The organism is Thioclava sp. F28-4 (assembly GCF_002020045.1).
GTDB lineage: Bacteria > Pseudomonadota > Alphaproteobacteria > Rhodobacterales > Rhodobacteraceae > Thioclava > Thioclava sediminum.
On sequence record NZ_MPZQ01000002.1, the window covers coordinates 571,651 to 590,302 of the forward strand.

Consider the following 18,652-nt stretch of genomic DNA (forward strand, 5'->3'; position numbering starts at 1 on the left):
TAAGCCGCCGATGGAAAGCTTTCTGTTCCAAGCCACGTTCTACCTGCTCGCGATGGTCATCGCGGTGCCGCTGGCTACGCGTGCGGGCCTCGGCTCGGTGCTGGGCTATCTGATCGCGGGCATCCTGATCGGCCCCGCCACGGGCCTCTCTGGTGCGGAAATGACCGACCTCCAGCACTTTGCGGAATTCGGCGTGGTGATGATGCTGTTCCTCATCGGGCTGGAACTGGAGCCGCGCGCGCTTTGGGCAATGCGCGACAAGCTGATCGGCCTTGGCGGGTTGCAGGTGCTGGTCACCATGGTGCTGGTGACGGCGATCGTCATGGCGATGGGCGAGGATTTCCGCGTCTCGCTGGCGATCGGGATGACGCTGTCGCTGTCCTCGACCGCGATCGTGCTGCAGACGCTCAACGAGAAACGGCTGATGCAGACGGCGGGCGGGCGGTCGTCCTTCGCGGTACTGCTGACGCAGGATATTGCAGTGATCCCGATGCTGGCGCTGATGCCGCTTCTGGCGCTGCCCGGCGCGCGCGCAGTGGCCAAGGCGGGGCATGGCGATCATGTCGTCGCGCGTCTGATCGACTCGCTGCCCGCCTGGGGCGTCACGGTGATCACGCTGGCAGCCGTCGCCCTCACCGTCTTGATGGGGCACTACCTCGTGCGCCCGCTCTTCCGCTTCGTTCAAGGGGCGCGGCTGCGCGAGGTGAATACCGCGATGGCCCTGCTGATCGTGGTGGGCATTGCGAGCCTGATGAACCTCGTGGGCCTCTCGCCCGCGCTTGGCACCTTTCTCGCCGGTGTCGTGCTGGCCGATAGCGAGTTCAAGCACGAGATGGAATCCGACATCGAGCCCTTCAAAGGGCTGCTGATGGGGCTGTTCTTCATCACCGTGGGCGCGGGCATCAATTTCGACGTCATCACCGCGCAGCCCGCCAATATCTTCGCGCTGGTCTTCCTGCTGGTCGCGCTGAAATCGGCGGTGCTTTACGGCCTCTCGGTGCTGTTCAAGATCCGCGGGCCGGATCGCTCGCTGTTCACGCTGAGCCTCGCACAGGCGGGGGAATTCGGCTTCGTGCTGGTCTCCTTCGCGGTGGGGCAACGCATCCTGCCCAACGCCTTGGCCGAGAAGCTTCTGGTGGTGATCGCGCTGTCGATGCTGATCACGCCTTTGCTGTTCATCCTGCACGAGCAGATCGGGTTGCGGCTGCGCAAGCCCCCCGGCCCGGACCCGGACGCGATCGACGAGCAGCAGCCGATCATCATCGCGGGCGTTGGTCGCTTCGGTCAGGTGGTGAACCGGCTGGTGACGATGTCAGGGATGCGCACGACGGTTCTGGACGCCGACCTCAAGACGATCCAGCTGATGCGGACCTTCGGCTTCAAGGGCTATTTCGGCGACCCGACGCGGCCCGATCTGCTTGCCGCTGCCGGGATCAATCAGGCGCGGGTGCTGGTGGTGGCGCTGGACGGGCGCGAGAACACCACGAAACTGGTTGCCTACGCGCGCCGGATCCGGCCCGATCTGCATATTGTCGCGCGTGCCCGCGACCGGACGCATGTGTTTGACCTGTATCGGGCGGGCGCGAATGACATCGTGCGCGAGATGTTCGACAGCTCGCTACGCGCCGGGCGCTACGTGCTGGAGAATGCGGGGCTCTCGGCCTTCGAGGCCTCCGAGCTTGAGAAGCTGTTCTTCAAGCTCGACCGGGCCGCGGTACGCGATCTGGCGCAGGTTTGGAAGCCGGGCGTCCCGGTGGAGCAGAATCCCGATTACATCGCGCGCACGAAGGAGCTCAACGCCGAGCTGGAAGCTGCGATGATGGAGCAGTTCCGCCGCCGCGGCGAGCGCGACGAGAGCGACCGCGAGGCACCGGGCAGCGAGAAGACGGGCCCCGAAGCCTGAGCCTCCCCCTGCCCTGCGCACATGAAAAAACGCGAGGCCCGCAAGCCTCGCGTTGGAAAAGTTCCGCTAGTGTCGGGATCAGGCGGCGCGGCCGACCAGAACCTCGTCGACGGTTTTCGCGGCACGCTCTTCGTCGGTGCCCGAAACGGCAGCGACTTCGCGGGTCAGACGCTCGAGTGCAGCTTCATAGAGCTGACGCTCCGAGTAGGACTGCTCGCGCTGATCGTCGCTGCGGTGCAGGTCGCGCACCACTTCAGCGATCGCGAGCAGGTCGCCCGAGTTGATCTTCTGTTCGTATTCCTGCGCGCGGCGCGACCACATCGCCCGCTTGACCTTCGCCTTGCCCTTGAGGGTCTCAAGCGCTTTGGTCACCATGTCAGGCGAGGAGAGGCTGCGCATCCCGACTTCGGTCGCCTTGTGCGTCGGCACACGCAGGGTCATCTTGTCCTTTTCGAAGGAGATCACGAAAAGCTCGAGCTTGAGCCCGGCGATTTCCTGTTCTTCGATGGACATGATTTTCCCCACGCCATGCGCCGGGTAGACGACGAAATCATTGGGGCGGAATTCGGTCTTCTTGGTCTTGGTCATGCGGTTCGTTTCCTTGCAGCCGGTCACGAACCCCGGTATCCAGCGAGCATACGACGCCCACGGGGCTGAATAGCTCCGCGTTCGTCAGTCAGTCACGAGATCTCTTTTGCGGGCGAGCAGGCGACGCAAAAGGTGGGGTCGAACTCATTTTGTAACAGTAATATAGCAAAAAACGCGTGCATTTCAAAGCGCGTTACTGTCGCGCATGTGTAATATCACACGATTTCAGTGGGTTATGCGGCGCATTTTGACACTTTGCCGCAGCGTAAACCGCCCCAATTCGCTCAGAATCGGGCAAATTGGTCAGAATCACCGACCCGTCAGTCGCCTTCGCCGGGCGCCTCGGAGAAATACTTCTCCAGCTTGCCACTCTCGCCGTCGTGTTTCTCGGCATCCGGCATCGGATCTTTCTTCTGGGTGATCACCGGCCAGAGCTCGGAATATTTCCGGTTGAGTTCGACCCAGGATTCCATTCCCGGCTCGGTATCCGGACGGATCGCATCGGCGGGGCATTCCGGCTCGCAGACGCCGCAGTCGATGCATTCGTCAGGATGGATCACCAACGTGTTCTCCCCCTCGTAGAAGCAATCCACCGGGCAGACCTCGACGCAGTCGGTATATTTGCAGTTGATGCAGTTATCGATAACGACGTAGGTCATTGGTGAAACCCCGATTGAACAGCTTCCTGACCCGTCCTAGCGGGGGATGCCCCCTCTTTCAAGAGAGAGCCCGAGCTTTTCGCTGCGGCATTCCGCACAGCCTACCCGTCCGGTTCGAGCAATGCGTAAAGCGCCTGCGCCTCGACCGCCGGACCGCGCCGCGTGCCGCAGTCCAGCACCCGCAAAACGCAGATCCGCGCGTCCTGCCCCTTGCCAAGTCTGAGCGTCAGCACATCGCCCGGCCCGATCGCCCGGCCGGGTTTGTCGATGCGCTGACCGTTGACGCGCGTCTTGCCACCCTGCACCAGCTCCTGCGCGAGGCCGCGGGTCTTACAGAACCGCGCCTGCCAGAGCCATTTGTCGATGCGGATGCGCTCGGGCGCGTCAGCCATGGCGGGTCGTTACTTCTTGTCCTTGAGGGCTGCCAGAACCGCGAAGGGGTTGTCCGGATCGACCGGCTTGTCCTTCTTCGGCGGACGGGCCTCGAAGTTGCGCGCGCCTTGCGGCTTGCCACCCTTCTTGCCCTTGTGACCGTCGCGCTTGCCATGCGGCTTGCCGCCGCCCTTGCGCTCGCCACGTTCGCCACCGGGCTTGCCACCCTGGCCCTGCTCGCGGCGCGGCGGACGGTTGCCACGCGGACGCGGCGCCCAGGTGAAGGTGTAGAACACCTCGACCTCGTCGCTGGTCACGTCATCGGCTGCCACCATGTCGCCGCCGGCCTCGGCCGCAGCCTCCGCCTCGGGATGGGTCTCGGCAGGCTGCTCGCCGCCGCCAGCTTCGGCTTTCGCCTCATCGGCCTGCTCGGTCTTGAGCGCCTCGGCACCGGCTTGCTCTTCGGCCTTCTCGAGATCGGCGGCCTTCACCTTGGCGCGCTCGCCCTTCTCGGCCTTGTAGCCCATGCCGCCCATCAGGTCGGCGAACTGGTCCAGCGTCATGCCTGTAATCGAGAGCATGTCCGGATTGGCTTCGAACCCGCCGCGGCTGTCCTGCGTGCGCAGCAGATCGGCGAGACGCTCGAGCATGTCGATGCGGATCGCCCGCGCGCCCGAGGGACGGTAGCCCGACAGGCGGTAAGTCTCGGCATCGAACGCGTCGATATTCGGGATCGTCACGAGGCCCGGAGGCGGGCTTTCGGGGAATTCATCCGCGCCCGACCACAGCGAGGCCAGCACCAGCCGCAGCCGCGTCGGCGCGGGCTTGAGAAGCGCGGGCATGAAGATCGTGTACTGGCCGAAGCGCACGCCGTGCTTGCGCAGGCTGCCGCGCGCGTCCTGATCGAGATCCTTCACCTCGGCGGCGACCTGCTCGCGCGGGATGATGCCCAGCGATTCCACCATGCGGAACGCGAAGCCACGGGCGAGCCCCGTCAGTTCTTCGTCACGGCTCATCGCCAGAAGCGGCTCGAACAGGGCTGCGACCTTGCGGTCGATAAAATGCTGCAGACGGCGCGTGACCTTCTCGGCCACATCCGCGCCCGCCTCGTCATCGACGAAAGCCTGCACGGTCGGCTTCAGGAGATCGGGCCCCTTCACCAGCTTGCCGACAGCGGTATCGCCCCACATCAGGCCGCCCTGCTCGGTGAAATCCATCTCCGTATCGGGGGCGTTGTAGAAGCGGTCCGCGCGCAGGCTGAACTCGGGCGCAAGCGCCTCGTAGGCCGCGCGGGCAAGCATCTTCGCCTCGTCGGGCGAGCCGGTCTCGTCCTGCTTGAACCGGAATCCTTCCAAACGGCCCGCGAATTCGCCTTCAACCGTCACTTCGCCCTTGTCGTTCACCTCGGCCACGAGGGTCTCCTTCTGCTTGAGCCGGCGCATCAACACAGAGGTGCGCCGGTCCACAAATCTTTGCGTCAGCGCGCCATGCAGCGCGTCCGACAGGCGGTCTTCTACAGCGCGGGTCGCCTCGCGCCAATGGCTTTCATCATCGACCCACCCTTTGCGTTGCGCAACATAGGTCCATGTGCGGATGAAGGCGAGACGACGCGAGAGCGTGTCGATATCGCCGCCCGTCCTGTCGATACGCTCGATCTGACGTGCAAGCCAGTCCGAGGGCACGCCCTTGCCCGATTGCAGGAACTCGAAGATGCGCGCCAGAAGCGTTGCATGTTCGGCCTCGGAAATCGAACGAAAATCGGGGATTCGGCAGACATCCCAGAGGAGTTGCACATCCTTTGGGCTGGTGATGCGGTCGCGGATCGCCGGATCGTCAGCCAGCACCTTGAGCGCACGCGCGTCGTCGGCCTCGCGCCCCTTGGTGAGCCATTCGCCCTCTGGCCGTGCGTCGAGCGACTGGATCAGCCGGTCCACGGTGCCGAATTCCAGCCGCGCATTGCGCCATTGCAGACGTTGCAGCGGCGCGAAGCGGTGGTTCTCGACCGCTTCGATTACCTCGGGCTGCAGCGGGCGCGCCTCACCGGTCACGCCGAAGGTGCCGTCGGTGGTGTGGCGCCCTGCCCGGCCTGCGATCTGCGCCAACTCATGCGGGAAGAGTGGACGCATCCGCCGCCCGTCGAATTTCGACGTGGCCGAAAACGCGACATGGTCGATATCGAGGTTGAGCCCCATGCCGATCGCATCGGTGGCGACAAGATAATCCACGTCGCCATTCTGATACATCTCGACCTGCGCGTTGCGGGTGCGCGGGCTAAGCGCGCCCATCACCACCGCGCAGCCGCCCTTCTGGCGGCGGATCAGTTCCGCGATCGCATAGGTATTCTCGACCGAGAACCCGACGATGGCCGAGCGCGGCTTCATCCGGGAGATTTTCTTCGAGCCGGAATAGGTCAGTTCCGAGAACCGCTCGCGCTTGGTGAATTGCACTTTCGGCACCAAGGCGGCGATCGCCCCGCGCATCGTCTCGGAGCCGAGGAACAGCGTCTCGTGCAGCCCGCGCGCATGCAGCAGCCGATCGGTAAAGACATGGCCCCGCTCGGGATCGCCACACAGCTGGATCTCGTCGATGGCAAGGAAATCGGCCCCGATCCCCGTCGGCATCGCCTCGACCGTGCAAACCCAATATTGCGTGCGTTCGGGCACGATGCGCTCTTCGCCGGTGACCAGCGCCACCACGCTCGGTCCCCGCTGCGCGACGATCCGGTCATAGACCTCGCGCGCGAGCAGGCGCAGCGGCAGCCCGATGACGCCGGTCCGATGCGCCAGCATCCTCTCGATTGCGTAATGGGTTTTGCCGGTATTGGTCGGCCCCAGAACGGCCGTGATCCGCCCGCCTTGCATCGCAGCTCCGTTCCAGCCCTTAGAGAGCCGTGCCCTGATGCGCCTTATCGAGGCGCGCAATGGCGTCTTTCACATCCTGTTGATGCGGATTCAAGGCAAAAGACTTCTGATAGGCCTCAAGCGCGCGCTTGTCGTCGCCCATCTCTTCGAGGATCGCCCCCAACCCGGCCAGCGCGCCCCAATGACGCGGCTCCAGCTTCAGGGTACGTGCGATATCCGCCGCCGAGGGCCCGTAAAGCCCGGCCATGAAATAGGCCGTCGCCCGCCCGTTCCAGCCAGCTGCAAAATCGGGAGCATGATCGGTCAGCGCCGTGAAATGCTCGATCGCGGCCTCGGTGTCGCCCGCGTCCAGTGCGTCCTCGCCGCGCTTGAACAGCAAATCCATCGCCGCAGACCCCGAGCGCGACCACGCCCTGCGGATGTCCGCCTCGGCCCGCGACCAGCCCGGATCGTTCGGATCGGCCAACTCTTTGAAATACGGCTCGAGCCCCGCGGTTTCGGCGCTGGCGGGGAATGCCGCCATTGTTCCCAGCATCGCCGAAAAGCAAAATGCCGTGACGACACATTTGTATCTGTCAAATCGCTGCCACATAAATCATGACTGTAATGCAATTGCCGGAGAATGCGAGAGCCCGGCCATCAAATTTGGAGGACGCGATGAGCGAGGTTATCGACAAGGCCGTTGAGGCGCTGCGGGCGAAACTGCCCGATGGGTTTTCTTCGACTGCAAAATTCGTGATCGAGGACGAAGGCTCGATCATTGCCGACGAAAACGGCGTGCGTGAAGGCGACGACGACGCAGAGGTGGTTCTGACCGCCGACCGCGAAACTTTCGAAGGCATGCTCAACGGCGAAGTGAACCCCACCGCGGCCTTCATGTCCGGCAAGCTTTCGGTCGACGGCTCGATGGGCCTCGCCATGCAGCTGGGTGCGGCGCTCGCCTGATGGAACGCGCACCGCTTTTCGAAGAGATCGCGCGCGGCCCCGAGGGGGGCGCGGCCTACTGGCTGACGGCGGAAGATGGTGTGCGGATACGTTTCGCACATTGGCCAGCACCGCCCCAACCACGCGGCACGGTCTTTCTGGGATGCGGGCGCACCGAATATGTCGAGAAATACGGCCCTGCGGCCGCGGAGTTCGCGGCCCGGGGCTATGCCATGCTCGCCATCGACTGGCGCGGGCAAGGCTTGGCCGACCGGCTTTTGCCGGACGCGCCCGAAAAGGGCCATGTCGGCGGCTTGCAGGATTACCAGTGGGATCTGCACGCGGTGATCGCCGCCGCGGACGAGCTGGGCCTGCCGCAACCCTATTACATCGTGGGTCACTCGATGGGCGGCGCGATCGCGCTGCGCGCGGTGATGCATGAGCACCACCGCTTCAACGCGGTCGCGTTCTCCGCGCCGATGTGGGGGATCGCCACCTCGGCCCTGCTGCACCCGTTCCGGATCGTGCTGGCGAACCTTCTGGGCGACGGCTTCCTTGCGAACAACTATCCGCCCGGCATGAACGGCACCACCTATGTCTACCGCGACAGTTTCGAGGCGAACCGCCTGACCCGCGATCCCGAGATGTGGGCCTGGCTGGTCGAGCAGGCCGCGAAACATCCCGAACTGACGCTGGCTGGCCCGACGATCCACTGGGTCGCCGAAAGTCTGCTGGAATGCGAGGCGCTGGCCGCGCTGCCTTCCCCCGACCTGCCCTGCTATTGCGGCTTGGGCGGGGTGGAGAAGATCGTGCACACGCCCGCGGTCCATGAGCGGATGGGGCGCTGGCCGAAGGGCACGCTGGACGTCATCCCGGACGCCGAGCACGAATTGATGATGGAAATCCCCGCGACGCGGAAACGCTTCTACGACGGCTGCACTACGCTGTTCGACGCGGCGGGCGGGCTGGACGCCCGCGAGCCGGTCAAAGCTGAATCTGCGTGAAGCTGTCGCGCAGCGCGTTCGACCAGGCTTCCGACATTTCCGCGAAATCGCTGTCGCCCGCCTCGATGCGGCGCTGGCTGGAAATCCGGCAGTCGTCCTTCTTGATCACCGCCAGATCGAGCGGCATGCCCACCGAGAGATTCGAGCGCAGCGTCGAATCCATCGACAGAAGCACCGCCTTCTGAGCGTCGATCAGGTTGGTGTCGGGACGCACGACACGATCGAGGATCGGCTTGCCGTATTTATGCTCGCCGATCTGCAGGAAGGGCGTGTCCTCGGTCGCCTCGATGAAATTGCCTTCCGGGTAGATCAGGAACATCCGCATCTCGCCGCCCGCGCGCTGGCCCGCGACGATCATCGAGGCCGAGGTCGAGACCCGCTCGGCATCCATCCGGCTCGTGATGTCCTTGCGCACGCCAGCCATCGTGTTGCCGATAATCTCGGCCACTTTCAGCATGGTAGGCGCTTCCATGATCGAGCTGTCGCCCGTCGCGTCGCTCGCCTCCGCCGCTTCGCGCAGCCGCGCCAGCGTCGTTTGCGTGACCGAGAGCGAGCCCGCGGTCATGATCGCGATCACCCGTTCGCCGGGCTCCTCGAAGGTGAACATCTTGCGATAGGTCGCGATGTTGTCGAGCCCGCCATTCGTCCGCGTGTCCGACAGCAGCACCATCCCCTCGTTCAGCAAGAGGCCTACGCAATAGGTCATGTTCGTTCCCTGATCCCTGACAAGCGCGCAATCTATTGCTGGACTTGGTCCAAGGCAACTGTGACGTGCAGTCGCTCCTCACCCGAGCCTTGGGTGATGCCACGGATCGGCGCAGCTTCGCGCGCATCCAACCCGGAGCCGAGGCGGATGTAGCGCTCGTCGGGGCAGCATTTGTTCGCCGGGTCGAACCCGATCCAGCCGATCCCTGCGACCCAGATCTCGCCCCAGGCATGCGCGGCCTCGTGCGGCGTGCCGTCATCGGTCGCGAACAGGTAGCCCGAGACATAGCGCGCGGGCAGATCGACACAGCGGGCGACCGCAACCAGCGCGTGGGCATGGTCCTGACAGACGCCCTCGCCCTGCGCCAGCGCCTCGGCGGCGGTTGTGTGGGAATGGGTCGCCCCCGGCTTGTACTCGATCGCCTCGGAGATCGCAGCGCTCAGGCGATGCGCCCGGTTGAGATCTTCCGTGGCCCCTGCAACGGCCTCTTCCGCCAGCGCCGCCAGACTGTCGTCAATCCAGGTCGCGACGGTCTCGCGCAGATACGCCATCGGATGCACCAGCTCGCGGTGACCGCGCAGAACGCCCGAGGTGTCGAACGTCTCGACCTGGCCTTTCACGGTGATCGCGACCTCGTCGACCGGCGGACGGATCGACCAGCCTTCGACGCGGTCGCCTGCGCCGTCGCGGAACGACCCGCCCCGGAGGCCGCCTTCGACCGCGACGTCCCATTCGATCACGCGCTGGCCTTCGAAGCGCGAGGGAAACATGCGCAGCGATTGCACCGCAGCGCCCATCGGCGCGTCGTAATCATAGGTGGTGACATGGTTGACGGTGAGGATCATCGCGCATCTCCCGACAGGTAGGTTTGCTGAACGAGCGCGGTAAGCTGCCCGACCTCGCCGATGAAGCGGGTGAGGAACTCGTGCAGGCCTTCGTCGATAATTTCGGCGACCTGCGTCTGGTTCAGCTCGGTCATGATCGCCTTGGCGCGCATCTGCGGCAGGCCGGTGCCCGGCTCGACCTCGTAGAAGCTTTCGAGATTGTCGAGATGGTGCATCGCCTTGCGCGTGGCCGAGATCAACGAGCGCGGGCTGGCCGGATTGAGGATCAGGAAATGCATGATCTTCGACGCCGTCAACTCACCGCCATAGGCCCAGTGGAAGGCCCGGTAGGATTGCAGCGCGCGCAGCAGCACCTGCCATTGGTAGTTGTCGAGGCCGGAGCCCACCATCTCCACTGACGGCAACAGCACGAAGTACTTAACGTCGATCAGACGCGCAGTGTTGTCGGCCCGCTCCAGCGCATAGCCGAGGTTCATGAAGAAGAACCCGTCATTGCGCAGCATCGTGCCGTCCATCGCGCCCCGCAGCAGCGCCGATTGTCGGGCCACCCATTCGCAGAGCTCGGTAATTTCCCATTCCGAGCGCGGCTGGCGCTCGATCTGGCGGATTTCCTGAAACGCGGTGTTGAGCGTGTCCCAGACCTGACCTGTGATCGCCGTGCGCACGATGCGGGCGTTCTCCCGTGCCCGCTCGATGCAGGACACCACCGAGGACGGGTTGTCGCGGTCAAAGAACAGGTAGCTCTCTATATTGCGCTGCACCGGGTCGCCGTATTTCTCGGAGAAGCCGTCGGCGGTGCCCGAGGCTTGCAGCAGGCTCTCCCATTCCGAGCGGTAGCCATGCCCGGTCGAGGGCGTCAACGCGATCCGCGCGCCGACCTCCAGAAGCCGTGCCATCGTCTCCGCGCGCTCCATGTAGCGCGCGACCCAGAACAGGTTTTCAGCGGTTCTACTCAGCATCCGATCACTCCGCCAAAACCCAGGTGTCTTTCACGCCCCCGCCCTGCGAGGAGTTCACGACGAGCGACCCTTCGGTCAGCGCGACGCGGGTCAGCCCGCCGGGCACCAGCTCGACCTTCTCGCCGACAAGGCAATAGGGCCGCAGATCGACGTGACGCGGGGCCACGCCCTCTTCCACGAAGGTCGGCGTGGTCGACAGCGCCAGCGTCGGCTGGGCGATGTAATTCTCCGGGTTGTCCTCGATCTTGTGGCGGAAATTCTCGATCTGCTCCTTGGTCGATTTCGGACCGACGAGCATCCCGTAACCACCCGAGCCGTGGACCTCTTTCACCACCAGTTCGGAAAGGTTTTCGAGAACGTATTTGCAGTCGTCCTTCTTGGCGCATTGCCAAGTCGGCACGTTTTCCAGAAGCGGCTCTTCGCCCAGATAGAAGCGCACCATTTCCGGCACGAACGTATAGATCGCCTTGTCGTCGGCCACGCCAGCCCCGGGCGCCGAGCAAATCGAAACGCCGCCCGAGCGGTAGACATCCATCAGCCCCGGAATGCCCAGCATCGAATCCGGGCGGAAGCAGAGCGGGTCGAGGAATGCGTCGTCGATCCGGCGGTAGATCACGTCGAGTTTCTTCGGGCCTTCCGTCGTGCGCATCCAGCAGAAGCCGCCCTCGCAGAACAGGTCCGGGCCTTCCACCAGCTCGACGCCCATCAGGTCGGCGAGGAAGGAATGCTCGTAATAGGCCGAGTTGAAATGGCCCGGCGTGAGGATCGCGACCGTCGGCTCGCCCTCGCATTTCGTCGGCGCGACCGAGGCCAAGGTGCGACGCAGCGCATCCGAATAGCCATCGACCGGCTCGATCCGGTTCTCGCGGAACAGCTGCGGGAACATCCGCATCATGATCTCGCGATTCTCCAGCATGTAGGAGACGCCCGACGGGGTGCGGCAGTTATCTTCTAGCACGTAGAACTGATCGGGTCCGGTGCGCACGAGATCGACCCCAACGATATGCGAGAAAATCCCCCGCGGCGGGATAAAGCCCGACACCGCCCGTTCGTAAGCGTCGTTCTGATAGACCAGCCGCGCCGGGATTCGCCCCGCCCGCACGATCTCGCCGCGCCCGTAGACGTCGAGCAGAAAGGCATTCAGCGCCCGGGCGCGCTGCTTGATGCCACGCTCCAGCTTGCGCCATTCGAGCTGGGTGAAAACGCGCGGAAACATGTCGAAGGGAATCAGACGGTCCGGATCGCCGCCCTCGCCATAGACGGCAAAAGTGATGCCGATCCTGCGAAACAGCGCCTCCGCCTCAGCCTGTTTCATCGCGCGCAACTCGGACGGCATTTCGCGCATCCAGCCGTCGAGCCCGCTATAGGGCTGACGCACTTGGCCGCCGTCGAACATCTCGTTGAAATACTCTGTCATCGCGCCGGTTAAGTCCCCCTAGTCTTTTATTTATGTCTAGGCCCTGTACCTCGCGAGTAAAAGGCGATGGCCGATGTTATGCAACGCGCCACGTCCGGGGAAAGTTCATTTCATAGCATCTGCCGAAAAATTGTGCAGCACCGAGCGACCCCGCGCCCTTGTCAGGGCGGCGCCCCTGCCCCTATCTGGAAAGCAACCGATCAGACACGAGGAACCTCATGACGCTCACACCCCGCCGCCCCGTTTTCGATGCGAATTCAAATGCAGGGGCGTTCGGCGATCTGCCCGAATGGGATCTGAGCGATCTCTACCCAGCACCCGACGCGCCGGAACTGACCAAGGACATGGCATGGCTGGAAAAAGCCTGCGCCGAGTTCGCCGCCGATTACGAAGGCAAGCTGGCCGATCTTGATGCCGCGGGCATGGCAGAGTGCATCAAGCGCTACGAGGAGATCGACGAGAAAGCGGGCCGCGTGATGTCCTATACGGGCCTGCGCTATTACCAGAACACGACCGACCCGGCGCGGGTGAAGCTGCTGTCCGATGCGCAGGACAAGATCACCACCTACACCACGCCGCTCGTCTTCTTCAGCCTCGAATTCAACCGCATCCCGGACGAGACCTACGAGGCCGTCTTCGCCGATTCGAAGGTCGCCCGCTACAAGCCGGTGTTTGACCGGATGCGCGCGATGAAGCCCTATCAGCTCTCCGACGAGCTGGAGAAATTCCTCCACGATCAATCGGTCGTCGGCGCCGCCGCCTGGAACCGTCTGTTCGACGAGACCACCGCCGCGCTGGAATTCGAGGTGCAGGGCGAGAAGCTCTCGCTTGAGGCCACGACCACCCTTCTCTCCGACCACAATCGCGAAAAGCGCGAAGCGGCGGCGAAGGAGCTGGCGAATGTGTTTGGCGAGAACATCCGCACCTTCTCGCGCATCCACAACACGCTCGCGAAGGAAAAGGAAATCGAGGATCGCTGGCGCAAGATGCCGACCCCGCAGACCGGTCGCCACCTGTCGAACGACGTGGAGCCCGAAGTGGTACAAGCGCTGCGCGACGCCGTGGTCGCGGCCTACCCGCGCCTGTCGCATCGCTACTACAAGCTGAAGGCGAAATGGCTCGGCCTCGACACGCTGCAGATCTGGGACCGCAACGCGCCGCTGCCCACCGAGGCCCCGCGCGACATCATGTGGGACGAGGCGAAGGACACCGTCCTTGATGCCTATTCCGGCTTCGATCCGCGCATGGCCGATATCGCGCAGCCCTTCTTTGACAAAGGCTGGATCGATGCGGGCGTGAAACCGGGCAAGGCGCCGGGCGCCTTCGCGCACCCGACCGTGACCACCGTCCACCCCTACGTGATGCTGAACTACCTCGGCAAACCGCGCGACGTGATGACGCTGGCGCATGAGCTAGGCCACGGCGTCCATCAGGTGCTGGCCGCGAAACAGGGCGAGATGCTGGCCAACACGCCTCTGACGCTGGCCGAGACGGCCTCGGTCTTCGGCGAGATGCTGACCTTCCGCAAGCTGCTGGCTGCTGCGAAGACCAAGGAGGAGCGCAAGACGCTTCTGGCCGGCAAGGTCGAGGACATGATCAACACGGTCGTGCGCCAGATCGCCTTCTACGATTTCGAGTGCAAGCTGCATGCAGCCCGCGCCGAAGGGGAGCTGACGCCCGAGGATATCAACGCGCTGTGGATGTCGGTGCAGGGCGAAAGCCTCGGCCCGGCATTCGAGTTCATGGACGGCTACGAGACCTTCTGGTCCTACATCCCGCACTTCGTCCACTCGCCCTTCTACGTCTACGCCTACGCCTTCGGCGACGGTCTGGTGAACGCGCTCTACGCCGCCTATGAGGCCGCGCCCGAGGGCTTCCAGGACAAGTATTTCGCGATGCTGGAAGCGGGTGGCTCGATGCACCACAAGGAACTGCTCGCGCCCTTCGGCCTCGACGCGTCCGACCCGGCCTTCTGGGACAAGGGCCTGTCGATGATCGAAGGCTTCATCGACGAGCTGGAGGCGATGGAGGAGTAATCCTCCCGCCCCGTTCTGAAAACGAAAAAACGCCGCGCGAGGTTCTCAACGCGCGGCGTTTCCGTGACCGGCTCCCCACAAGCACTGTCAACTCCAACCGGAACCTTTACCCCTGAAGGCCCCGATCAGATTAGCATTTCTTCGACCTCGAACCGGGTCAGCCGCGGCGCGGCGAGCGGGCCGAACTCGCGCAGCTTGTCCATCTGCGGAAACAGCGCGAGGAAAAGCTCGGCCATCCGCGGGTCGATCATCCGCTCGAACCCTTCGCCAGGATGGAAGCTCTCGACCTCCATGCCGCCGACCTTGAGCGAGCCGTGCTGCTCGAGCACCAGATGATAGGCGGAGACCGGCGAGATCGGCGTGACCTCGATGACGCTCACCCCATCGACGAAGGCCGCGATCGGCGCATAGGCCGCCTCGATCCCCAGACGTCCGCGCAGCCGGGCATCGCGCAGGCAGATCCGCGCATGCGGGCCCAACACCAGATCCTGGGACGGACGGCCATGTCCGAAGGCTTCGGCGGTCACGCGGATCATCCGCGCGGCCACGTCCTTCGCCGCCGGGAACATCGTCATCGAGCCTTTCCACGTTACGGTCTCGACCCGCTCATCGGCGGTCAGGACCCGCATTCCGGGCACCAGATCCTCAACCGAGACCGGGCCTTCCTCGGTCGCGATCACGGCACCGCGCGCCAAGGCGGAGAACGCCTCCTCGAACAGCGGGATCGCCGGGGCGACGCGGGATGTTTCTTCGATGAAGCCGTTCGCCTCGAGCCACCACGCGGCATAGCGGCGGGTCATCGCGGAAGCGCGCAGGGCGCGTTTCGGCGCATTCGGACTCGCACGCAAAGGGCGCGGCAGAGGCGGTTCGGTGTCGGTGGGACGTAGCGCGGCAGCTGCCGTCCGGTGGGGTAGATTCATGCGATAGGCCTTTCGGTCTTCTCACGGCTGCATCGGCCCCCACCGGTTGCAGAGAGACGCTCACAACATGGCTAAAACGTGCGAGGCCGTCAAATTATTGACGCGATTGTCTCGCGATCGCCGAGCAGTCAGCACCTGCCCTTACGGCACGTTTCTCCACCGCGCACAAACGGCCACAGTCTCACCACATTCGAAACGAATCACCCGCCCCCAGAGACACTGGAGACGGGTGATGAAAATGGCCGGGCGTGGCAGCGCCCGGCCAGGTCTCGCGCGGCGATCAGCATGACCAATTACGATCGCCGCGCGAGAAGGGAGGTCACTGTGCGGCGCTGACCCTGCGCGGCGCGGACGCCACAGGGCGGCCGGTCTGCGAAGGGCGCGCCTTGCGCGCCCAAGGCATCCGCGTGTCGCAGTCGCGTGCGGAGGCCACGGCGGCTTTCATCCAGCGGCGGGTCGGTTGAGTTTTGTTCATGTCTTTGTCCCCTCGTCTCGAGATCGTTTTCGATCCGGTTCGGGACTGTTCTGCCCGCGCAATGGGGCCAGCATGGGGCGGGAGTTGGATTTTTTCGCGCAAGGAAACGAACGAATGCGGCAAGGCGGATTGTCTCAGCCGCCCCGCCAATATCGTAAAGCGCGCCGCCCGCGTGCCCGGATCAGAGCCGGATCGCCGAGAGCAGACGCCCGTAATCGGCCTCGCCCGCATGGGTCGTGCGGCGATAGGAATAGAAACGCTCGGGCTCCTGATAGGTGCAGCGGCGCATCCATTCCGCCTCGCCGACGCCTGCCTCGCGCAGCCTGTGCAGCGAGAAGCTCGGCAGGTCGAAATGCGGCTTTCCCGAGGGCCCGGGCGAGAAGAACCGGCTGTAGTCCATGTCCTCCATCAGGAACTGCTCCATGAAGTCTTCGCCGACCTCGTAGGAATGGACCGAGATGCAGGGCCCGATCACCGCCGTGATATTCTCGCGATGCGCGCCCAAACGCTCCATCGCGTCGAGCGTATTCTCCAGCACCCCCTCCATCGCGCCGCGCCATCCCGCATGGGCCGCGCCGATAACGCCCGCTTTCGGGTCGGAGAACAGCACCGGCTGGCAATCGGCGGTCAGGATCGAGATCGCGATGCCCGGCACCTTGGTCACGGCCGCGTCGGCGCGCGGCGGCGGATCGGTGATCTCCTCGATCACCGCGACATCGGGCGAATGCACCTGATTGACGCCTTGCAGCGCGTTCAGCTCCACACCCATCGCATCGGCCGCGCGGGCGCGATTGGTGCGCACCGCCTCGCTTTGATCCGACGAACCGGGACCGCAATTGAGCCCCGCAAAAATGCCCGAGGACGCGCCGCCCTTGCGCGTGAAGAACCCGTGCTTCACGGTTCCCAAGGCGGGTGAGGTCAGAATTTCGAGCATCGTCGACATCGCGTTCCTCAATAGCTCAGACGGTCTTCGGATCGAACCCCGGCGGCAGCGGCGCGTTCGGTGCGACGAGGGCCAGAGCTTGGAACAGGTGACCCATTTCCTCGGGGTGGGTCAAGCGGCGATGCGCGGCGATATGGGTCTCGCGCGCGGCCCCCGATAACGCCTGCGCGAGGCGCTGCGCCCGTGCCGTAATGCCGAGCCGCTCCAGCAGAACGCCCTGCGCGGTCATTCCCGAGACGGCGGCTCCCGCGTCTTGTGCGGCCTGCGCCAGAGGCTCGAAATCGACATGGGCGGTCAGGTCCGCCTCGCCGGGCTCCGCGAAAGGATCGACGGCCTCATGCGCCCTGAGTGCCTGAAACGTGTCGCCCTTGGAATGCCAGTTGCCATAGTCGATCAGCAGCGCCGCGCCGCCTTGGTTTGCAATCCGCGCGGCCAGCGTCTCGGTGAAGTTCACCGCAGCCGCACAGGTCTCGACCACGTCGCCCGGCACGGTGTCGGCCATGCGCGCCTCCAGCGCCTCGAGACGCGACGGCGGCGCGAGGCCGGGCGTCAGCATGCCGTCGTCGGACAGCCCCACCTGCCGCTCGGCCCAGCCGTCGCCGTCCCGCTGGAACTGCCGGATCGGCAGCGCGTCGAGAAACTCGTTCGCGACGACGAACAGCGGCATCTCCGGCAGGCCGTCGATCGTCTCGTGCCAAGTGACGTGATGTGGCGCGAGCGTCTCGCGCTGGATCTCGCGCAGCGTGGGCGAGGCCTCGATCAGATGGACCTGCGCGGCCTCCACCATCCCCGGCACGGCCTTCATCGCGCGCAGCATATCGGCCATCAGCGTGCCACGCCCCGGCCCGGCCTCGGCCAGCACGAAGGGCGCGGGCCGGCCCTGATCCAGCCATGCCTGCGCCAGACACAGGCCCAGCATCTCGCCGAACATCTGGCTGATCTCCGGCGCGGTGATGAAGTCGCCCGCCCGCCCGAACGGATCACGGGTGGCGTAATAGCCATGCTCGGGATGCAGCAGGCAGGCGCTCATGTAGCGGTCGAGCCGCATCGGCCCCTCCGCCGCGATCTGCGCGGCAAGGATGTCGCCCAGCGGAGTCACGAGGCTTTCGGCGCCCGAAGCGCGCGGATCGCGAAATACAGCCCCACCGCGATCATCGGCAGCGACAGCACCTGCCCCATCGTCAGCCCCCAGCCATCGGTGAAGCGGATCACGTGGCCATACGGGTTGCCGAGGGTCACGAATTGCGGATCGCCCTGCCGGAACAGCTCGACAAAGGCGCGCGCGGCGCCGTAGCCCATCAGGAACACGCCGAGGCTCAGGCCTGGGCGCTTCAGCGAGCGGCCGAACCACACCATGCTCCAGAGGATCAGGCCAAGGAGCAACCCCTCCAGCCCCGCCTCATAGAGCTGCGAGGGATGGCGCGCGCAGGTGCCATCCACCTGCCCCGCGATCCCGAGGCAGGTCTGCGCCAGCTCACCGGGGAAGATCACGCCCCACGGCACGTCCGTGGGACGCCCCCAAAGCTCCGGCTTGATGAAATTCGCGATCCGCCCGAGGAACAGCCCGATCGGCGCGACCAGCGCCATTGCATCGGCCAGTTGCAGCTTGGGCACGTCATGCCGTCGCGCGAACCACCAGCCCGCGAGCAGAGTGCCCAAGAAACCACCGTGGAAGGACATGCCGCCCTGCCAGACTTTCACGATGTCGAGCGGATGCGCCAGATACCACGCCGGCTCATAGAACAGGATGAAGCCAAGCCGCCCGCCCAGAACCACGCCGATGATCACCGCCGTCAGCAGGTCCTCGACCTTGCCCGGCTTCATCGGCGCGCGGTTCTGAGGCCAGAGCGTATCGCGCTTCATCAGCGCCACGATGATCTGCCAGCCCGCGATCAGCCCCGCGATATAGGCCAGCGCATACCAGCGGATCGGCAGGCCGAGACCGGGGATCGTGATGGCGACCGGATCGAAATCGGGGAAGGGAATGGCGAGAGGCAGCAAGGCAGTCTCCTGTCAGAAATCGCCGCGAGAAAGCCCTGC

Annotated in this window: 18 protein-coding genes; 4 read left to right on the forward strand and 14 right to left on the reverse strand. The window is 64.7% G+C overall.

Going from position 1 to position 18,652, the window contains the following annotated elements:
- The first annotated feature begins 10 nt into the window (after window positions 1-10).
- Window positions 11-1,903, forward strand: coding sequence for a monovalent cation:proton antiporter-2 (CPA2) family protein (locus BMI87_RS07475; protein ID WP_078520520.1), 1,893 nt, complete (start codon window positions 11-13; stop codon window positions 1,901-1,903).
- A gap of 78 nt (window positions 1,904-1,981) precedes the next feature.
- Here the strand turns inward: BMI87_RS07475 and BMI87_RS07480 are convergent, their stop codons facing one another.
- The 5 genes from BMI87_RS07480 to BMI87_RS07500 form a co-directional block, all read right to left on the reverse strand.
- Complete coding sequence (locus BMI87_RS07480) at window positions 1,982-2,491, reverse strand: CarD family transcriptional regulator (RefSeq protein ID WP_075774088.1); 510 nt, start codon at window positions 2,489-2,491, stop codon at window positions 1,982-1,984.
- A gap of 320 nt (window positions 2,492-2,811) precedes the next feature.
- Window positions 2,812-3,150 (reverse strand): ferredoxin FdxA, encoded by a 339-nt coding sequence (gene fdxA, locus BMI87_RS07485; RefSeq protein WP_078520521.1) that lies wholly within the window; start codon window positions 3,148-3,150, stop codon window positions 2,812-2,814.
- Window positions 3,151-3,251: 101 nt separating this feature from the next.
- Window positions 3,252-3,542, reverse strand: a complete 291-nt coding sequence (locus tag BMI87_RS07490) for an RNA-binding S4 domain-containing protein (RefSeq protein WP_078520522.1) — start codon at window positions 3,540-3,542, stop codon at window positions 3,252-3,254.
- Between the two features lie 9 nt (window positions 3,543-3,551).
- The gene (locus BMI87_RS07495) at window positions 3,552-6,383 is read right to left on the reverse strand and encodes a helicase-related protein (protein ID WP_078520523.1); all 2,832 of its coding nucleotides are present in this window, start codon (window positions 6,381-6,383) and stop codon (window positions 3,552-3,554) included.
- Window positions 6,384-6,402: 19 nt separating this feature from the next.
- Entirely contained in the window at window positions 6,403-6,906 is a 504-nt protein-coding gene (locus tag BMI87_RS07500; protein WP_246831868.1) for a tetratricopeptide repeat protein, read from the reverse strand.
- 134 nt (window positions 6,907-7,040) lie between these two features.
- Here BMI87_RS07500 and BMI87_RS07505 point away from each other — a divergent pair, with 134 nt between their 5' ends.
- Window positions 7,041-7,328: an SCP2 sterol-binding domain-containing protein gene (locus BMI87_RS07505; RefSeq protein WP_078520525.1), complete on the forward strand. Its 288-nt coding sequence runs from the start codon at window positions 7,041-7,043 to the stop codon at window positions 7,326-7,328.
- A complete protein-coding gene (locus BMI87_RS07510) occupies window positions 7,328-8,311 on the forward strand; it encodes an alpha/beta hydrolase (protein ID WP_078520526.1) in 984 nt (327 codons plus the stop codon). Before BMI87_RS07505 ends, BMI87_RS07510 begins: the two co-directional genes overlap by 1 nt.
- On the opposite strand, the gene BMI87_RS07515 is transcribed toward BMI87_RS07510, so the two are convergent.
- The 4 genes from BMI87_RS07515 to BMI87_RS07530 are packed head-to-tail and all read right to left on the reverse strand — an operon-like array spanning window position 8,292 to window position 12,238.
- Window positions 8,292-9,017, reverse strand: coding sequence for a peptidase (locus tag BMI87_RS07515; protein WP_078520527.1), 726 nt, complete (start codon window positions 9,015-9,017; stop codon window positions 8,292-8,294). The genes BMI87_RS07510 and BMI87_RS07515 overlap by 20 nt on opposite strands.
- 32 nt (window positions 9,018-9,049) lie before the next feature.
- Window positions 9,050-9,862, reverse strand: a complete 813-nt coding sequence (locus BMI87_RS07520) for a transglutaminase family protein (RefSeq protein ID WP_078520528.1) — start codon at window positions 9,860-9,862, stop codon at window positions 9,050-9,052.
- Entirely contained in the window at window positions 9,859-10,821 is a 963-nt protein-coding gene (locus BMI87_RS07525; RefSeq protein WP_078520529.1) for an alpha-E domain-containing protein, read from the reverse strand. The genes BMI87_RS07520 and BMI87_RS07525 overlap by 4 nt, the downstream gene beginning before the upstream one ends.
- 4 nt (window positions 10,822-10,825) lie before the next feature.
- The gene (locus BMI87_RS07530) at window positions 10,826-12,238 is read right to left on the reverse strand and encodes a circularly permuted type 2 ATP-grasp protein (RefSeq protein ID WP_078520530.1); all 1,413 of its coding nucleotides are present in this window, start codon (window positions 12,236-12,238) and stop codon (window positions 10,826-10,828) included.
- Between the two features lie 218 nt (window positions 12,239-12,456).
- Here BMI87_RS07530 and BMI87_RS07535 point away from each other — a divergent pair, with 218 nt between their 5' ends.
- Window positions 12,457-14,274 (forward strand): M3 family oligoendopeptidase, encoded by a 1,818-nt coding sequence (locus BMI87_RS07535; RefSeq protein WP_078520531.1) that lies wholly within the window; start codon window positions 12,457-12,459, stop codon window positions 14,272-14,274.
- A 125-nt stretch (window positions 14,275-14,399) separates the two neighbouring features.
- On the opposite strand, the gene BMI87_RS07540 is transcribed toward BMI87_RS07535, so the two are convergent.
- The 5 genes from BMI87_RS07540 to lgt all read right to left on the reverse strand — a co-directional run bounded on the left by BMI87_RS07540 (window position 14,400) and on the right by lgt (window position 18,613).
- Window positions 14,400-15,194, reverse strand: a complete 795-nt coding sequence (locus BMI87_RS07540; protein WP_078520532.1) for a Hint domain-containing protein — start codon at window positions 15,192-15,194, stop codon at window positions 14,400-14,402.
- 319 nt (window positions 15,195-15,513) lie between these two features.
- Window positions 15,514-15,669: a hypothetical protein gene (locus BMI87_RS22505; RefSeq protein WP_168174749.1), complete on the reverse strand. Its 156-nt coding sequence runs from the start codon at window positions 15,667-15,669 to the stop codon at window positions 15,514-15,516.
- Between the two features lie 181 nt (window positions 15,670-15,850).
- Entirely contained in the window at window positions 15,851-16,603 is a 753-nt protein-coding gene (pgeF, locus tag BMI87_RS07550) for a peptidoglycan editing factor PgeF (RefSeq protein WP_078520602.1), read from the reverse strand.
- A gap of 25 nt (window positions 16,604-16,628) precedes the next feature.
- On the reverse strand, window positions 16,629-17,711 hold the full coding sequence (locus BMI87_RS07555) for a class I SAM-dependent methyltransferase (RefSeq protein ID WP_078520534.1): 1,083 nt from the start codon (window positions 17,709-17,711) through the stop codon (window positions 16,629-16,631).
- The gene (lgt, locus tag BMI87_RS07560) at window positions 17,708-18,613 is read right to left on the reverse strand and encodes a prolipoprotein diacylglyceryl transferase (protein WP_078520535.1); all 906 of its coding nucleotides are present in this window, start codon (window positions 18,611-18,613) and stop codon (window positions 17,708-17,710) included. The genes BMI87_RS07555 and lgt overlap by 4 nt, the downstream gene beginning before the upstream one ends.
- Window positions 18,614-18,652: the final 39 nt, after the last annotated feature.

What these genes read in the sequence shown, in the direction of transcription:
- BMI87_RS22505 (WP_168174749.1), bottom strand. Translation starts at nt 15,669, where the DNA reads ATGAACAAAACTCAACCGACCCGCCGCTGGATGAAAGCCGCCGTGGCC.
- BMI87_RS07530 (WP_078520530.1), bottom strand. Translation starts at nt 12,238, where the DNA reads ATGACAGAGTATTTCAACGAGATGTTCGACGGCGGCCAAGTGCGTCAG.
- BMI87_RS07510 (WP_078520526.1), top strand. Translation starts at nt 7,328, where the DNA reads ATGGAACGCGCACCGCTTTTCGAAGAGATCGCGCGCGGCCCCGAGGGG.
- fdxA (WP_078520521.1), bottom strand. Translation starts at nt 3,150, where the DNA reads ATGACCTACGTCGTTATCGATAACTGCATCAACTGCAAATATACCGAC.
- BMI87_RS07480 (WP_075774088.1), bottom strand. Translation starts at nt 2,491, where the DNA reads ATGACCAAGACCAAGAAGACCGAATTCCGCCCCAATGATTTCGTCGTC.
- BMI87_RS07490 (WP_078520522.1), bottom strand. Translation starts at nt 3,542, where the DNA reads ATGGCTGACGCGCCCGAGCGCATCCGCATCGACAAATGGCTCTGGCAG.
- BMI87_RS07495 (WP_078520523.1), bottom strand. Translation starts at nt 6,383, where the DNA reads ATGCAAGGCGGGCGGATCACGGCCGTTCTGGGGCCGACCAATACCGGC.
- BMI87_RS07535 (WP_078520531.1), top strand. Translation starts at nt 12,457, where the DNA reads ATGACGCTCACACCCCGCCGCCCCGTTTTCGATGCGAATTCAAATGCA.
- BMI87_RS07515 (WP_078520527.1), bottom strand. Translation starts at nt 9,017, where the DNA reads ATGACCTATTGCGTAGGCCTCTTGCTGAACGAGGGGATGGTGCTGCTG.
- BMI87_RS07475 (WP_078520520.1), top strand. Translation starts at nt 11, where the DNA reads ATGGAAAGCTTTCTGTTCCAAGCCACGTTCTACCTGCTCGCGATGGTC.
- BMI87_RS07520 (WP_078520528.1), bottom strand. Translation starts at nt 9,862, where the DNA reads ATGATCCTCACCGTCAACCATGTCACCACCTATGATTACGACGCGCCG.
- BMI87_RS07525 (WP_078520529.1), bottom strand. Translation starts at nt 10,821, where the DNA reads ATGCTGAGTAGAACCGCTGAAAACCTGTTCTGGGTCGCGCGCTACATG.
- BMI87_RS07540 (WP_078520532.1), bottom strand. Translation starts at nt 15,194, where the DNA reads ATGAATCTACCCCACCGGACGGCAGCTGCCGCGCTACGTCCCACCGAC.
- pgeF (WP_078520602.1), bottom strand. Translation starts at nt 16,603, where the DNA reads ATGCTCGAAATTCTGACCTCACCCGCCTTGGGAACCGTGAAGCACGGG.
- BMI87_RS07500 (WP_246831868.1), bottom strand. Translation starts at nt 6,906, where the DNA reads ATGGCGGCATTCCCCGCCAGCGCCGAAACCGCGGGGCTCGAGCCGTAT.
- BMI87_RS07505 (WP_078520525.1), top strand. Translation starts at nt 7,041, where the DNA reads ATGAGCGAGGTTATCGACAAGGCCGTTGAGGCGCTGCGGGCGAAACTG.